Source organism: Chryseobacterium sp. KCF3-3, from assembly GCF_045865955.1.
Lineage (GTDB): Bacteria > Bacteroidota > Bacteroidia > Flavobacteriales > Weeksellaceae > Chryseobacterium.
Window position 1 is genome coordinate 1,854,315 of the sequence record NZ_AP035792.1, and the last position, 13,658, is coordinate 1,867,972.

Here is a 13,658-nt window from a genome sequence, read left to right on the forward strand (position 1 = left end):
AAAAGATTTTTGAAAGACTTTTATATTGTATAATCCATTGATATTTGAATAGAAAAACAAAAATCAAAACAATGGAAACAAAAATGGTAATAAAAGACGAATCTCTTTGGAGCCGTATACAGACATTCTCTCTGGATGCTCCGGGAGTTGATTTCCCTTTTTCAAAAAAGCTGGCCAAAGAAGAACGCTGGAGCCTTGATTTCACACGAAAAGCAATTGAAGAATACAAAAAGTTTGTTTATCTCTGCTGTACACTTCCCAATGGAGCTTCTCCCAGTAAGATAGTTGATAAGGTTTGGCATATGCATCTTATCTATACCCAGAATTATTGGGAAGAATTCTGTCCACATATTTTAAAAAAGCCACTTCATCATCATCCTTCGAAAGGTGGTTATGCGGAAAAAGAAAAACATCAGAACTGGTTTGAAGATACTTTAACAAGTTATCGGCAGATTTTCCAGCAGGAAGCACCTGAAGAAATCTGGAGAGAGAGTAAGAAAAAATCAAAAGTACAATCCTGGCTGAGAAAAATGGCCTTCTTTGCTCCCATATTTGTGTTACTGCTTTTATTTTCGTGTACAGAAGGAGATAACTTTTCAGGGTTAATGGTTACTGGAGTTGTATTTGGGATTATTTTCATTCTGGGAACAATTGTTTCAATTATAGGAGATCAGGAGGTTTCTGACCCTAACAGAAAAGATAAGCAAAACAATGACGGAGGAAGTTGTGGCGGATCAAGCTGCAGCGGCGGAGGCGGTTGTGGAGGCGGCTGCGGTGGTTGTGGAGGATGCGGTGGCTGTGGAGGATAATAAAACTAATCATTATGAAAAAAATTATCATTCATTCACTGCCGGTTGTGATTAGCCTTGTATGGCTTATGGCAGTACCACAGACATTTAATCCGATTATTCTTAAAGGTCCGGACTTTCTGAGGTTCTATCTCATCCTGGTTCTTGGATTTTATGTTTCGCTTTTCATGCTAAATTCTTTGAAAGAAACCATTTCGGGAACGACATTTTATTTTGTGGGATTAATTTTCTTGTTGGGAATTATCAAGCTTATCAGAGGTCTCATGTTGGGAAAACCTGTTGGATTTCTTGTTATGATCTTAATAGCAGAATGTATTGTTACATTGATTTTTATCTCAAGTCATGTAAATGAAAAGATAAGGTAAAATCTATTATTAAAAACAAACCCGAAACAAAAATGTTCCGGGCTTTATCATGTGTGGTTGATATTAAATATCTTTCTTTTTTTCTTTTACGGGTTGATAGCCATATTTTCGAACCATAACGGAAGTCAGGACTACCAAAATAAGACTGATCGCGATATTGGAGTTTTCCGGATGTACAATGGCCTGATAAAGATTATAACCGAAAACAGATGATACCACTGCAATCAGAATATTGTTTACATAAGCATACTGGTTTTTTGTAGATGTTTTCATAGTAGTATTTTTTATTGTTATTTACTCAGTAAGTATGATAACTTAAAAAACGTTACAGAAAAATTTAAAAAAAATATTTTTCTTTAAAAAACAATCTCAATGACCCGAATCCCGTACCCCAAAACTCTTACGAAATCACACCGCTACCGATCAGTTCCTCATCAATATACCATGAAGCAAACTGTCCTTCGGCAATAGCAGACTGAAGCTCATCAAATTCAATATAAAAAGCATTTTCAAACTGATACAGGGTTGCTTTCTGCAAAGGCTGTCTGTATCTGAATCTTGCCATTACTTCCATAGATCCTCCGTTTTGAAGTTTCAAATCCTCACGAACCCAGTGCAGCTCAGAATTATCAATTTTCAGCGCTTTTTTATGAAGTCCCGGGAAATGGCTTCCTTCTCCTACGAAAAGGATGTTGTTTTCCATATCTCTGGAGATGATAAAACAGCTTTCTTTATGGCCGCCTATCCCAAGGCCTTTACTTTGTCCGATCGTGAAAAACTGGGCTCCCTGATGTTTCCCGATTACTTTTCCGTCAGATTTTTTATAATTGATTTTTCGTGATAAAAACTCAAGTTCCTCTTCTTTGGAGGAGAATTCAGGTTTTTCTTCCGAAAATAAAGGAGAATCTTTGAAAATTTCTACAATTTCACCTTCATTAGGTTTCAATTGCTGCTGTAAAAACTGTGGAAGGCTTACTTTTCCGATAAAACATAACCCCTGAGAATCTTTTTTATCTGCTGTTACCAGCCCGATTTCTTTTGCAATTTCTCTTACCTGAGGTTTTGTAAGTTCTCCGATAGGAAATAAAGCTTTTGAAAGCTGATCCTGACTTAGCTGACAAAGGAAGTAAGACTGATCTTTATTATTGTCTTTTCCTGCCAGAAGATGGAAAATTTCTTTACCGTTTTCATCAAAAGTAGAATTTACCCTTGCATAATGTCCTGTAGCAACTTTATCTGCACCTAAAGACATGGCAGTCTTCATAAACACATCGAATTTTACTTCTCTGTTACACAATACATCAGGGTTGGGAGTTCTGCCTTTTTCATATTCGGCAAACATATAGTCAACAATACGTTCTTTGTAAAGTTCACTCATGTCTATCACCTGGAAAGGAATTCCAAGCTTTTGTGCCACCATAAGGGCATCATTACTGTCCTCAATCCAGGGACATTCATCTTCAAGTGTTACGGAAGCATCATTCCAGTTTCTCATGAATAAAGCCACTACCTCATGGCCTTGCTGCTGCAGCAAATATGCTGTAACACTAGAATCTACACCTCCGGAGAGGCCTACTACTATTTTCATTGTATTTCAATTTTACGAAACTCTTAACGGGAGTTCTTAGTTTGATGCGGCAAAAATACAACTAAATAAATTCGTAAAAAAACCATAATTTTAAACATTGATAAAAACGATAGAGCTTTATATCGTCTTTTTATCAATCTCTCTGCAGATGGAAACAGATGAGAATATAATTGTAAGACCAAAAATATAACATATGAAAAAGTTTATTATTTCTATGATGCTGGTATTTTCAGGATCAGTTTTTTCCCAAATTTCAGTAGGAGCACCCGTACAGGAAAACAGTAAGTGGACTTTTGGAGGAGGCATTGGATTAGGATTTGGAAGTAACAGCGCCTTTAATCTGTCGGCTTCACCAAGAGTAGGCTACAGGTTTACTAATGATTTTGAAGGCGGGGTAATAGGAAGTGTTTCGTGGCAGACTTCTGATTATTATAAATCTACCATGTTTGGAGTAGGGCCTTTTGTCAATTATTATTTTGCAAGATCATTTTATGTGGGGGCCAACTACCAGCATTATTTTGTGGATTACAAGGATAAATACTACGATTATAAATACAATACAGAAGAAAATGCATTGTACCTTGGAGGAGGTTATATGCAGAGAATTGGGAATAATTCCTTTATGCAGCTGGGGTTAATGTACAACGTGCTTTGGAAGCAGAATTCCAGTGTATTTTCCAGCGGTCTGATCCCGAATATTGGTTTTGTGGTGGGACTTTAATATTTAATTTATCAATAGGAACGGACTTTAGTCCGTTTAATGAGAAACCAAAATTCATTCGGCTTTAGCCAAAACGTATAAAAACAAAAATCCCCGGGAAACTTCCCGGGGATTTTTTATTTGAAATTAAATTATTTATTTAATTAAGATTGAGAAGACTTTTCAGCTGATTTCTTAGCTTTCTGTGTTTTCCCGATTAATCCGTCTTTTGCTTCATTAAGGTCAAGAACTACGGTTTCTCCTTCGTTCAATTGCTTATTTACCAGCATTTCTGCCAATAAGTCTTCAATATACTTCTGAATCGCACGTTTCAATGGTCTTGCTCCGAAATCTTTATCCCATCCTTTTTCAGAAATAAAGTCTTTTGCTTCTTCAGTAAGATCTACTTTATATCCTAGTTTTTCAAGTCTGCCATAAAGTTTGTTCAGTTCAATATCAATAATTTTCTTGATATCATCCTGTACAAGAGAGTTGAAGATCACAATATCATCAATTCTGTTTAAGAATTCTGGAGCAAATGCTTTTTTAAGGGCATTTTCAATCGTACTTCTCGCTCTTGAGTCTGAAGTTGTTTTCTTCGCAGAAGTTCCGAATCCTACACCGTCTCCAAAGTCTTTAAGATCTCTTGTTCCGATGTTTGAAGTAAGAATAATGATGGTATTTCTAAAATCAATTTTTCTTCCTAAGCTGTCTGTAACGTGTCCTTCATCCAAAATCTGCAACAGAATATTGAATACATCCGGGTGAGCTTTTTCAATCTCATCCAAAAGAACTACTGCATAAGGCTTTCTTCTTACCGCTTCTGTCAGCTGACCACCTTCTTCGTATCCTACGTATCCCGGAGGCGCACCAACCAATCTTGAAACCGCAAATTTCTCCATGTATTCACTCATGTCAATTCTGATCAGAGATTCATCGGATTCGAATAGCTCTCTTGCCATTACCTTCGCCAATTCGGTTTTACCAACCCCGGTTGTTCCAAGGAAAATAAAGGTACCGATAGGGCGGTTAGGATCTTTAAGACCTGCTCTGTTTCTTTGAATAGCTTTAACAACTTTCTTCACAGCATCTTCCTGACCGATTACTTTTCCGTTCAGTTTCTCATCCATCTGGGCCAGTTTGTCAAGCTCGTTCTTACCAACTTTCGTTACCGGAACACCACTCATCATAGAAACCACTTCCGCTACATTTTCTTCTGTTACGGTTTCTTTTTTCTCTTTTACATCTTTGTCCCATTTTTCCTGAGCAGCATTCAGTTCCATCTGAAGACGTTCTTCTTCATCTTTCAGCTTTCTTGCTTCAAGGTAGTCCTGAGCTTTTACAGCCTTCTGTTTCAGTTCTTTGATATCTTCGATTTTCTTTTCAAAATCAATGATTTCTGTAGGAACTTTCATGTTTTTGATATAAACACGGGATCCGGCTTCGTCCATTGCATCGATTGCTTTGTCCGGTAAGAAACGGTCTGTAATATATCTCGATGTCAAATTGACACAAGCCAGAATTGCTTCCGGAGTATAGATTACATTATGATGTTCCTCATATTTATCTTTGATCTGATTCAAGATCTGAACAGTTTCATCAATAGAAGTAGGCTCCACCATTACTTTCTGGAATCTTCTTTCTAAAGCTCCGTCTTTTTCAATATACTGACGGTACTCATCCAGGGTAGTTGCCCCGATGCATTGAATTTCACCTCTTGCCAAAGCCGGTTTGAACATATTGGAAGCATCTAAACTTCCCGTAGAACTTCCTGCTCCTACAATCGTATGAAGCTCATCAATAAATAGAATGACATCTCTGTTTTTCTCCAGTTCCGTCATAATCGCCTTCATTCTTTCCTCAAACTGACCACGGTACTTAGTTCCGGCCACTAAACTTGCCAGGTCTAAAGTGATTACACGTTTTCCGTAAAGAACTCTCGACACTTTTTTCTGTTGAATTCTTAGTGCTAAACCTTCAGCAATGGCAGATTTACCAACTCCCGGCTCTCCGATAAGAAGAGGGTTGTTTTTCTTTCTACGCGATAAGATCTGAGAAACTCTCTCAATTTCTTTTTCACGGCCGATTACTGGGTCCAGTTTTCCATCTCTTGCCAAAGAAGTAAGGTCTCTACCAAAGTTATCCAATGTAGGCGTTTTACTTTTTGCAGAACCTAGATTTCCTGTAGGCTTTCTCATTTGCTCAAATTCTTCTCTCTCATCATCATCATCGTAAGCACTCATCTGAGGAGACTGCCCTGAATTTTTAAGCATAGTCTGGTATTCTCTTGAAACTCCTTCGTAGTCGATGTCATAAGCTCCCAGAATATTTGAAGTAGGATCTTCATATTTATAAAGAATACCTAAAAGCAGGTGAACGGTATTAATTTCATTGCTTTTATATTGACGGCATTCTAACTCTGCACGTTTAATGGCATGGTCTGCCATCTTGGTGAAAGAAATATTGGTAACCTCTTCAGAAATAGGATTAAGACTTGCTGTATTTAAAGTTTCAATTTTTCTTCTGATTTGTGTTAAATCCGCATTAAGGTTTTGAAGGATTTCTTTTGCAGAGTTTTCCGTTTTTATAATACCTAAAAGTAGATGTTCTGTATTAAGAAATTCACTTTTCAGCCTTTTAGCTTCGCTTTTGCTTTGTTTGAACACCTGGCTCAAACCTTGTGAAAACTTATAATCCATAATATATCTCATTAGAACAAAGGCAACATTACCTTTTATTCATTATCTAAATTACAAATATTTTACCAAAAATCAATTAATGACTTTATGGCAGAAAAAAATTTATTATCTTATTGAAAATGATTAAGTTTGTAACCTTAAATTTTCCCCATGAATCCTGAACTTACCACATACATCGGCTATTCTGCTTCTCTTTTTATCGTATTGAGTTTCATACTGAAAGATGTAAGAAAAATCAGAATTGTCAATATGATTGGCTGTATCTGTTTTGTCATTTATGGCTTTTTTAGCGGACCGCTTTGGCCGGTAATTATTCCAAACGGATTAATCTGCTTCATTCAGATCTATCATTTAATACTAGGTAAGAAGAGTTGATGAGGAAAAAAATAATTACTTCTGCTTTTAGTAATCTGTATACTGACCAACGGATAGAAAAGGTGTGCAAAACCCTTTTTGATAACGGATATTCTATAGAATTGATCGGTAACGACTGGGAAGGGAATGAAAAAATGGAGCGTCCTTATCCCTTTTCCAGAATAGGATTACAATCTAAAAGTTTAAAAACCGCTTATTTTGAGTTCAATTGGAAATTATACAAAGAACTTAAGAAAAAAGCGGACAAAGATACTATTCTTCATGCCAATGACATCGATGCACTTCTGCCAAATTATCTCATTGCCAGAAAACTGAACATTCCTTTAGTCTTTGACAGTCATGAAATTTTCACGGAAATGCCATCTGTACAAAACAGGTTTTCGCAAAAATTCTGGAGAGTGCTGGAGAGAAATTTGGTTCCTCATGTGAAATTTATGATGACGGAAAGTGAAAGCTATGCCGAATGGTTCCATGAAAAATACAATGTAAACCCAATAGTTGTCAGAAATATTCCGAGAAAGATACTTTCTGCTCCTGAAATTCCGGACAATCGGCCTAAAATTATTCTGTATCAAGGAGCGATCAATCAGTCCAGAGGAATTGAGAAAATGATTGTTGCCATGCATCATATTAAAGATGCTGTTTTGAAAATTGCAGGTGACGGGCCGAAGAAAAAAGAATACGAAGAGCTTGTTATTCATGAAAAACTACAGGATAAAGTTTTTTTTCTGGGTAAGCTGAAGCCGGAAAATCTCAGAGAAATTACCAAAACAGCTGATGTAGGGTTTAGTCTTGAAGAAAATAATGGGGTAAGTTATTATTATTCTCTTCCTAATAAAGTTTGTGATTATATTCAGAGCAGAGTTCCGTTGGTTATGATTAATTTTCCGGAGATGCAAAGGATTAAAAATCAATTTGATGTAGGAGAAATTATTCCGGATCATCAGCCTGAAACCATTGAGAAAGCAATTAATCTTGTTCTTCAGAGAGGAAGACAGCATTATCAAAGCGAATTAAATAAGGCAGCAGATGTTTTTTGCTGGGAGAATGAAGAAACAAAAATCCTGCAACTTTTTGAAAAAGCATCACGTAAATAATTTTTACAAAATTGGTTATCTTTGCAAAAGAAATTTGATTTAAAATGACCATTAAAGAAAAACAGCAGGAAATAATAGATGAATTCGCTTTTCTTGAAGATTGGGAGCAAAAGTATGAATACATCATTGATCTTGGAAAAGAACTGAAAGGCTTGGCTGAAGATAAGAAAACAGAAGAAAATCTGATTAAAGGCTGCCAGAGCAAAGTTTGGATTGATGCTGAATTTAAAGACGGGAAACTTTTCTTTAATGCAGATTCTGATGGTATTCTACCAAAAGGGATCGTTTCTCTTTTAGTAAGTATTTACAGTGGACATTCCACTCAGGAAATTCTGGATTCTGATTTTGATTTTATTGCAGAAATAGGACTACAGGAATTTCTTTCACCTTCCAGAGCGAACGGGCTGATGGCGATGACAAAGCAGATCAAGTTTTATGCAGTTGCTTACCAACTGAAATCATAACCGTGACCAGAATTTTAGCATATCGTTTTTCCGCATTCGGAGATGTTGCGATGACAGTACCTGTTTTCAGAGAATTTCTGGAGCAGAACCCCGGTGTGGAAATTATTATGGTTTCGAGGAAAAATTTTGAGGCTTTGTTTGCCGGAATTTCCAATGTAACTTTTAAGGGGATTGATCTGGATGATTACAAAGGTCTTTTTGGATTGAGGAAACTCAGCAATGAACTGATCCGTGAGTTTAATCCGGATTGTATTGCCAACCTCCATGATGTAATCCGAACCAAGGTTTTAGACAGAATATATAGAAGAAAGGGTCTTAAGGTCTTTAAAATTAATAAAGGCAAAGAAGAAAAAGAACATCTTACGGACGTCTGGAATCTGGAAAAGGTACAACTGAAAAAAACAGTGGAACGTTACGCTGACGTTTTCCGTGAAATGGGATTCAAAGTTGAACTTTCTCATCAATTAAGACCGGTTTCAGAACAAAAATCAGGAATTGGGTTTGCTCCTTTTGCTCAGCATAAAGGAAAAATGCTTCCTTTGGAGAAATCCTATGAACTGGTAAGAATTCTGGCTCAAAAACATACAGTATATTTCTTTGGTGGAGGTAAAAAAGAAACGGAAACTCTTGAAAAATGGGAAGAAGAGATTCCTAATACAAAAAACCTTGCCGGAAAATTAAATCTTACTGAAGAACTCAACTATATTGCCGGGCTTGAACTGATGATATCCATGGATTCTGCCAATATGCACCTTGCAAGTCTTGTAGGAACGAGATGTGTTTCTATTTGGGGAGCTACTCATCCATATGCAGGATTTTTAGGATTCGGGCAGAGTGAAGAAGATGTTGTTCAGGTGAAAGACCTGAGCTGCAGACCATGTTCGGTTTTTGGAGATAAAGAATGCTACAGAGGCGATTGGGCTTGCCTTGAAGAATTTAATATTCAGAAAGTGGTGGACAGGATTAATTTTTAAAAATAATCTTGACCATCTCATTAGCTTTAGCTTTATCAGAATGGGTTTTTTCTAAAATTTCCTTTCTCTTTTCAGTATCATGATACTCTTTTTCAGCTGAGGTGATAATTTGTTGGCGGATTTCGTTCATATCAGATCCAAACAGGCATACACTCTTCAAAACAGGATCATCTGTGATGTTTCCGTTGATAATGACAAAACGGCTGTTGTAGAGTGTATTAAACAGCTTCACCTTTGTTCCGGAATTCTGGTAAGAAATCAAAATATTGCCATGAGCACCTTCCAGAAGGTTATAAAGATTTTCTGTGGTTTGAATAGGAGTGAGGCTGATGTTTTCAATTGTTGAAATCTTTCTTTTAATATCTTCAGTGGCACGATCTGAGGCTACAACCAGTTGATATTGTGGAAGAGTTTTGAATAAGTTAATTGTTTCATTCAATGCTCTTTTGTTATCTGCGGTAGTGAGGTCTCCATGAAAAAGAAAATACTTTCCTTTTGTATCCAATTCCTTTACGGATGTATTACCGTGGAAGATATGAATCAGATGCGCATTTCCCGAATAAGTTTCTACTTCATTGTATTCCTTTTCAGACAGGCAGAATACAGCTTCAAATTTCTTTAAAAGTTTTTTCTGATATCCGGAATACTTTAAAGATTCAATTTTGTAGATGATCTTTTTGAATATGTTTTTCTCAGACACAGACAGGCCTTTATAATACTCTGATTCGTTATTGTGGTAACGGAGGTAGAGTTTGTGGTCATTGTCTCTCAGAAACTGTATAATATGCGTTGTCTGTAAGCCTTCGAACAAGATCGGAGCCTTGTTCTCTTCCAGATTTTTAAGTAGAGCTTCAGAATCTCTGATGGCAGCCGCAAAAGGTGTTCCTGAAAAATAGAGGAGTGGATTCTTTTTCTTTTGATAAAAAAACACATTTTCCGTGATCTCTTCGACTTCCGGATCAACCTTATGTGGAATCTGATCTACAAAACAGTGAAGGTGAATCTTTATTCCCAGATCAGATAAGGCTTTAATCTTATAATACACATCAATAATGCCACCGTAAGAAGGTGGGTAGGGATAATTGAATGATATGAGATGGAGCTGCTTCACGTCTGGCGAATTCAAGTGCAGGCAAAGGTAGATAAATATAAGGAAAAGTGGAGGAGAAGGTTTGTGATTTGCTTAGGACAGATTTTTAGATGTTGATGATTGCAAAATATATTTATAAAATACAAAACCATTCTCTACTAGCTTCAAGAATGGTTCTGTTTTAAAATGTATTAAATTAGTTAGCCTTCTATTGGAAAAACTTGTCTCAAAAATTTTAATAGTTCTTCAATGGTTTTAAATTCTTTCTCAACTGGAATTTGTCCAGTGAAATAGTTTACATTCATTTTATCACCATTTTTCTCTATTCTAAATATTGAATCTAGCTTGAAATTTCCATTTTCTGGAATCCCAACTGTTAATGAATTAATAAGATTATGAAACTGAGTAGCATAACCTAATTCTTCTAGTTTTTCTGAAATCTCTTTATAATTCATTGTTAATCTTCTAGTGGGAAAATCTGTCTGATGAATTTTAATAGTTCATCTATAGTCTTAAATTCTCTCTCTACGGGGATTTGTCCTAAAGGGTATTGTATGATGATTTTTTCTTTTTCAATTCTAATTTGTGATATAGAATTTACTTTAGGATTTCCTTTATTATCATCAATACTATTAAAAATGATTCCCAATCTTTCTTGTAAATAAGGATTATAGCCCTCTTCAGAAAGTGTATTTATAATTTCTTTAATGTTCATTATATATAATTTTAATTATTTCACATGATAGCTAGAAGCTCCACCTCGTAACCAAGAATCAGCAAATTCATCCAATCCAATCACTGCTTCAACTCCTTTTCCTTTTCCTATTCCTTCAGGAGGCCAAGGATCTCTAACAAAAACTTTTCCATCAACAATTTTATCAACAATTACCACATGATAGTTACCATTTTCAGGTAAGACTATACCTATCCATGACCCTTCTTTTGAAATATCTTCTAAGATTAATGGCATTAAATTATCTGGATTTCTGATAAAAGTTCTGTCAAGAATCTCTTTATCCTTAAATATACTTCTCAACGCATCTAAAATTCCATCAGGAAATGTTCCCATTTCTTTAGTGGTTCTAGCAAATTCTCTAATAACCTTTTCAGTGAGTTCTATTCCATGATCCTTAGCTAATTGCCTAATACATGCAGCAGCACAAGACATGCTATGCTCCTGAGCAACCATATTTCTGGAAAGAATTTCAAGATACTTTAAAATTCCTCCTGTTCCAGCTCCTATTCTGGGTTTTAGGACTTTATTCCAGAAAGCATTAACCTCTTTAAAATCTCCTTTGAAAATAGGTTTTTCCTTCCATTTCAATAGATAACCATCTGCTTTAGCCAGAATCTCAATACCAAGCTTCTTAAAACCTATTCTGGCATTAGCAAGAATATTGAAAATGCTTTGAGCTTTTTTTCCTTGTAATACAATTTCTTCAATCTCCTCTGCTGTCATGGCTAAATCCTCAGCTTTAGTACCATTCTTAGCACCTTGTAATAATTCTTCAATGAACCTGATAAAGCCTTTAAACCCTTTAGCACAAGCCTTTCCAAATCTAATAATAAATCTTGAAAGAAATGCCAGTAAATCTGTAATTCCAAGTGTTGCCACAGAAACAGTTTCTCTTGCCAGAACCTTTAATAGACTTGCTGCTTTCTGGACATAAGTAACTCCTTTTACCACATTCCCTGCACCCTCTGTAAAAATAAGTAGCAGAATATTAATTAGTAGTTCAAAAGCAAAAATGCCTACATAAAAAGCTACTGTATATCTTGAAACATCACCAAAATACTCTTTCATCTTATCCAGTATTCCTTCCATATCAGATTGAGAAATGCTTCCACTGGCTTTGAATAGGTCTTTAATTCCCTGTAAGAACTTAGGAACATTCTCTGTTACCCAATCCAATACATCCTCAGCTTTTTCCATCAAGTCTCTTCTTTCAAGATACTGCTGATAGGAGAAAGCGGTTGTAGGCTGTAAAAGAAACTCTAAAATATACAGCAAACATTGTATAAGGCTGATAAGTCCATTATTAATACCACAATAAAAAGCATTGGCTATTTTAAGAATCTCTACCCCCTGTTTTATCATGTCACTAAGATCATCTGTTATATTGGTCAGAAAGGATTTAATATCATTAATGACTCCTGTAATCTTATTAATCAGCTTTTTAAAAGCATCAGGAAGGTGGTCTATAGACGCTTTTTTAACTTTGTTTGCAGCCTGTTTTATCATTGACCAGATCTTTGAAAAAACAACTTCAGCTCCCTGAACAAAAGGATTGTCCCCCAGATTCTCAAAGAACTGTGCTGCTTTATTTATAGTAACAGGAACTGCAACACCTCCTATAATAGGAATTAATGGAGAATAATCTTTAGCCTTAGGATTGTAATTTTTCTCTGTAGGCTTAAAGGCTTCTAACTTTTCAGCACACCAGCCAATTGCATCAGCAGGAATAGATGAAATATTTCCTATAATCTCTTCAAACCTCCTATCTCCTGTGTAAAACTGATATTCTCTCATTAATGCCTGATGAACAAGATTAGCATCTATTTTATCTTTCTCAAAAGTATAAGCCAACTGTGTCAGATAGGCAGCTTCATCTTCCATGGAGGTGATATTCCTGAAGAACTGACCATTTATATTGGAGGGCAATGGTTCTGGAAATCTCTTGAAGAGTTGTACAAAGTAATCTCCCATTTTGGCAATATAAAAGTCACCAGAAAAGTTTGATTTGTCAGGATTAGGTTTCTCATAGAACAGAAATAAAGCCTGTTTCTTTCTGGCATTAGCCTGATAGCTTCCATATACCTGTGAACCTGTTTCACAGGGCAGAACTTCTGCGTAATACTCATATCCTTTTTCTCCTTTGGTATTAACTCCTGTTGAAGAAAATATTGATACCGGATTATCAGTCAGATAAGAATAGCCTAATGGAGTGTTTCTGTAATCATGGAATGGGCTTCTGTAATCAGGAGAGCTATCTTTGTTGACTATATAATCACCCAAAGCGTTTTTGTCGCCCATAAATCCATTTTTGAGATCTTCCTGGGAAATGACCTTGAATTCAGAGAGGTCATCACTCCACTCATCATCAAATTGTTTTTTCATAAGCTGTGTTTTAGTAATTAATATTTTGTTTTAATGTTACTAAAGCAAAGCTAATCCTTGCCAACGCCAGAACTTGACGTGTAATATCTATTATTTATTTGATACTGATGAAAAAGCGTAAATTAATTTTTAGATACCGGGGAAAGTGGTAAGAATAAAATAAAAAAATCTCCCAGAAATCTGAGAGATTTTTTGTGGGTCCTGAGGGATTCGAACCCCCGACCCTCTGGGTGTAAACCAGATGCTCTGAACCAACTGAGCTAAGAACCCGAATTTTTTTGAAAGGTTTCGTTTCCTTTTCTGTGGGTCCTGAGGGATTCGAACCCCCGACCCTCTGGGTGTAAACCAGATGCTCTGAACCAACTGAGCTAAGAACCCT

The 13,658-nt window shown here is 36.1% G+C and carries 14 protein-coding genes and 2 tRNA genes; 7 read left to right on the forward strand and 9 right to left on the reverse strand.

Annotated features, from left to right (window positions below):
- Positions 1 to 71: 71 nt before the first annotated feature.
- Together ACKTTZ_RS08270 and ACKTTZ_RS08275 are read left to right on the forward strand one after the other, a co-directional pair.
- On the forward strand, positions 72 to 809 hold the full coding sequence (locus ACKTTZ_RS08270) for a hypothetical protein (protein ID WP_253317073.1): 738 nt from the start codon (positions 72 to 74) through the stop codon (positions 807 to 809).
- Between the two features lie 14 nt (positions 810 to 823).
- Entirely contained in the window at positions 824 to 1,174 is a 351-nt protein-coding gene (locus ACKTTZ_RS08275) for a hypothetical protein (RefSeq protein WP_407848303.1), read from the forward strand.
- A 63-nt stretch (positions 1,175 to 1,237) separates the two neighbouring features.
- Here ACKTTZ_RS08275 and ACKTTZ_RS08280 read toward each other — a convergent pair whose 3' ends face one another.
- Together ACKTTZ_RS08280 and mnmA are read right to left on the reverse strand one after the other, a co-directional pair.
- The gene (locus ACKTTZ_RS08280) at positions 1,238 to 1,447 is read right to left on the reverse strand and encodes a hypothetical protein (RefSeq protein ID WP_253317071.1); all 210 of its coding nucleotides are present in this window, start codon (positions 1,445 to 1,447) and stop codon (positions 1,238 to 1,240) included.
- 127 nt (positions 1,448 to 1,574) lie between these two features.
- Positions 1,575 to 2,762, reverse strand: coding sequence for a tRNA 2-thiouridine(34) synthase MnmA (gene mnmA, locus ACKTTZ_RS08285; protein ID WP_034694100.1), 1,188 nt, complete (start codon positions 2,760 to 2,762; stop codon positions 1,575 to 1,577).
- A 193-nt stretch (positions 2,763 to 2,955) separates the two neighbouring features.
- On the opposite strand from mnmA, the gene ACKTTZ_RS08290 reads away from it, so the two are divergent.
- On the forward strand, positions 2,956 to 3,483 hold the full coding sequence (locus ACKTTZ_RS08290; RefSeq protein WP_034694102.1) for a hypothetical protein: 528 nt from the start codon (positions 2,956 to 2,958) through the stop codon (positions 3,481 to 3,483).
- A gap of 143 nt (positions 3,484 to 3,626) precedes the next feature.
- Here ACKTTZ_RS08290 and ACKTTZ_RS08295 read toward each other — a convergent pair whose 3' ends face one another.
- Positions 3,627 to 6,161 carry an ATP-dependent Clp protease ATP-binding subunit gene (locus ACKTTZ_RS08295; RefSeq protein ID WP_034694227.1) on the reverse strand — a complete coding sequence of 845 codons (2,535 nt, stop codon included), beginning with the start codon at positions 6,159 to 6,161 and terminating at the stop codon, positions 3,627 to 3,629.
- A 150-nt stretch (positions 6,162 to 6,311) separates the two neighbouring features.
- Between ACKTTZ_RS08295 and ACKTTZ_RS08300 the strand changes: the two genes are divergently transcribed.
- The 4 genes from ACKTTZ_RS08300 to ACKTTZ_RS08315 are packed head-to-tail and all read left to right on the forward strand — an operon-like array spanning position 6,312 to position 9,071.
- Complete coding sequence (locus ACKTTZ_RS08300; protein WP_079243719.1) at positions 6,312 to 6,536, forward strand: uroporphyrinogen decarboxylase; 225 nt, start codon at positions 6,312 to 6,314, stop codon at positions 6,534 to 6,536.
- Positions 6,536 to 7,633 carry a glycosyltransferase gene (locus tag ACKTTZ_RS08305; RefSeq protein WP_407848306.1) on the forward strand — a complete coding sequence of 366 codons (1,098 nt, stop codon included), beginning with the start codon at positions 6,536 to 6,538 and terminating at the stop codon, positions 7,631 to 7,633. Before ACKTTZ_RS08300 ends, ACKTTZ_RS08305 begins: the two co-directional genes overlap by 1 nt.
- A gap of 44 nt (positions 7,634 to 7,677) precedes the next feature.
- A complete protein-coding gene (locus tag ACKTTZ_RS08310) occupies positions 7,678 to 8,097 on the forward strand; it encodes a SufE family protein (RefSeq protein ID WP_034694109.1) in 420 nt (139 codons plus the stop codon).
- A 50-nt stretch (positions 8,098 to 8,147) separates the two neighbouring features.
- Positions 8,148 to 9,071, forward strand: a complete 924-nt coding sequence (locus ACKTTZ_RS08315; protein WP_051934274.1) for a glycosyltransferase family 9 protein — start codon at positions 8,148 to 8,150, stop codon at positions 9,069 to 9,071.
- Here ACKTTZ_RS08315 and ACKTTZ_RS08320 read toward each other — a convergent pair.
- The 6 genes from ACKTTZ_RS08320 to ACKTTZ_RS08345 form a co-directional block, all read right to left on the reverse strand.
- Positions 9,061 to 10,182 (reverse strand): hypothetical protein, encoded by a 1,122-nt coding sequence (locus ACKTTZ_RS08320; protein WP_407848308.1) that lies wholly within the window; start codon positions 10,180 to 10,182, stop codon positions 9,061 to 9,063. The two genes, ACKTTZ_RS08315 and ACKTTZ_RS08320, sit on opposite strands and share 11 nt — an antisense overlap.
- 179 nt (positions 10,183 to 10,361) lie before the next feature.
- A complete protein-coding gene (locus tag ACKTTZ_RS08325; protein ID WP_407848310.1) occupies positions 10,362 to 10,616 on the reverse strand; it encodes a hypothetical protein in 255 nt (84 codons plus the stop codon).
- A gap of 2 nt (positions 10,617 to 10,618) precedes the next feature.
- Entirely contained in the window at positions 10,619 to 10,876 is a 258-nt protein-coding gene (locus ACKTTZ_RS08330) for a hypothetical protein (RefSeq protein ID WP_407848312.1), read from the reverse strand.
- Positions 10,877 to 10,891: 15 nt separating this feature from the next.
- On the reverse strand, positions 10,892 to 13,279 hold the full coding sequence (locus ACKTTZ_RS08335) for a cysteine peptidase family C39 domain-containing protein (RefSeq protein WP_407848314.1): 2,388 nt from the start codon (positions 13,277 to 13,279) through the stop codon (positions 10,892 to 10,894).
- A gap of 195 nt (positions 13,280 to 13,474) precedes the next feature.
- A tRNA-Val gene (locus ACKTTZ_RS08340) sits at positions 13,475 to 13,549 on the reverse strand.
- A 33-nt stretch (positions 13,550 to 13,582) separates the two neighbouring features.
- Positions 13,583 to 13,657, reverse strand: a tRNA-Val gene (locus ACKTTZ_RS08345).
- Position 13,658 lies beyond the last annotated feature (1 nt).

Excerpts from the sequence above, each read along its gene's own strand:
- ACKTTZ_RS08270 (WP_253317073.1), top strand. The coding sequence starts at position 72 with ATGGAAACAAAAATGGTAATAAAAGACGAATCTCTTTGGAGCCGTATA.
- ACKTTZ_RS08275 (WP_407848303.1), top strand. The coding sequence starts at position 824 with ATGAAAAAAATTATCATTCATTCACTGCCGGTTGTGATTAGCCTTGTA.
- ACKTTZ_RS08280 (WP_253317071.1), bottom strand. The coding sequence starts at position 1,447 with ATGAAAACATCTACAAAAAACCAGTATGCTTATGTAAACAATATTCTG.
- mnmA (WP_034694100.1), bottom strand. The coding sequence starts at position 2,762 with ATGAAAATAGTAGTAGGCCTCTCCGGAGGTGTAGATTCTAGTGTTACA.
- ACKTTZ_RS08290 (WP_034694102.1), top strand. The coding sequence starts at position 2,956 with ATGAAAAAGTTTATTATTTCTATGATGCTGGTATTTTCAGGATCAGTT.
- ACKTTZ_RS08295 (WP_034694227.1), bottom strand. The coding sequence starts at position 6,161 with ATGGATTATAAGTTTTCACAAGGTTTGAGCCAGGTGTTCAAACAAAGC.
- ACKTTZ_RS08300 (WP_079243719.1), top strand. The coding sequence starts at position 6,312 with ATGAATCCTGAACTTACCACATACATCGGCTATTCTGCTTCTCTTTTT.
- ACKTTZ_RS08305 (WP_407848306.1), top strand. The coding sequence starts at position 6,536 with ATGAGGAAAAAAATAATTACTTCTGCTTTTAGTAATCTGTATACTGAC.
- ACKTTZ_RS08310 (WP_034694109.1), top strand. The coding sequence starts at position 7,678 with ATGACCATTAAAGAAAAACAGCAGGAAATAATAGATGAATTCGCTTTT.
- ACKTTZ_RS08315 (WP_051934274.1), top strand. The coding sequence starts at position 8,148 with ATGACAGTACCTGTTTTCAGAGAATTTCTGGAGCAGAACCCCGGTGTG.
- ACKTTZ_RS08325 (WP_407848310.1), bottom strand. The coding sequence starts at position 10,616 with ATGAATTATAAAGAGATTTCAGAAAAACTAGAAGAATTAGGTTATGCT.
- ACKTTZ_RS08330 (WP_407848312.1), bottom strand. The coding sequence starts at position 10,876 with ATGAACATTAAAGAAATTATAAATACACTTTCTGAAGAGGGCTATAAT.
- ACKTTZ_RS08335 (WP_407848314.1), bottom strand. The coding sequence starts at position 13,279 with ATGAAAAAACAATTTGATGATGAGTGGAGTGATGACCTCTCTGAATTC.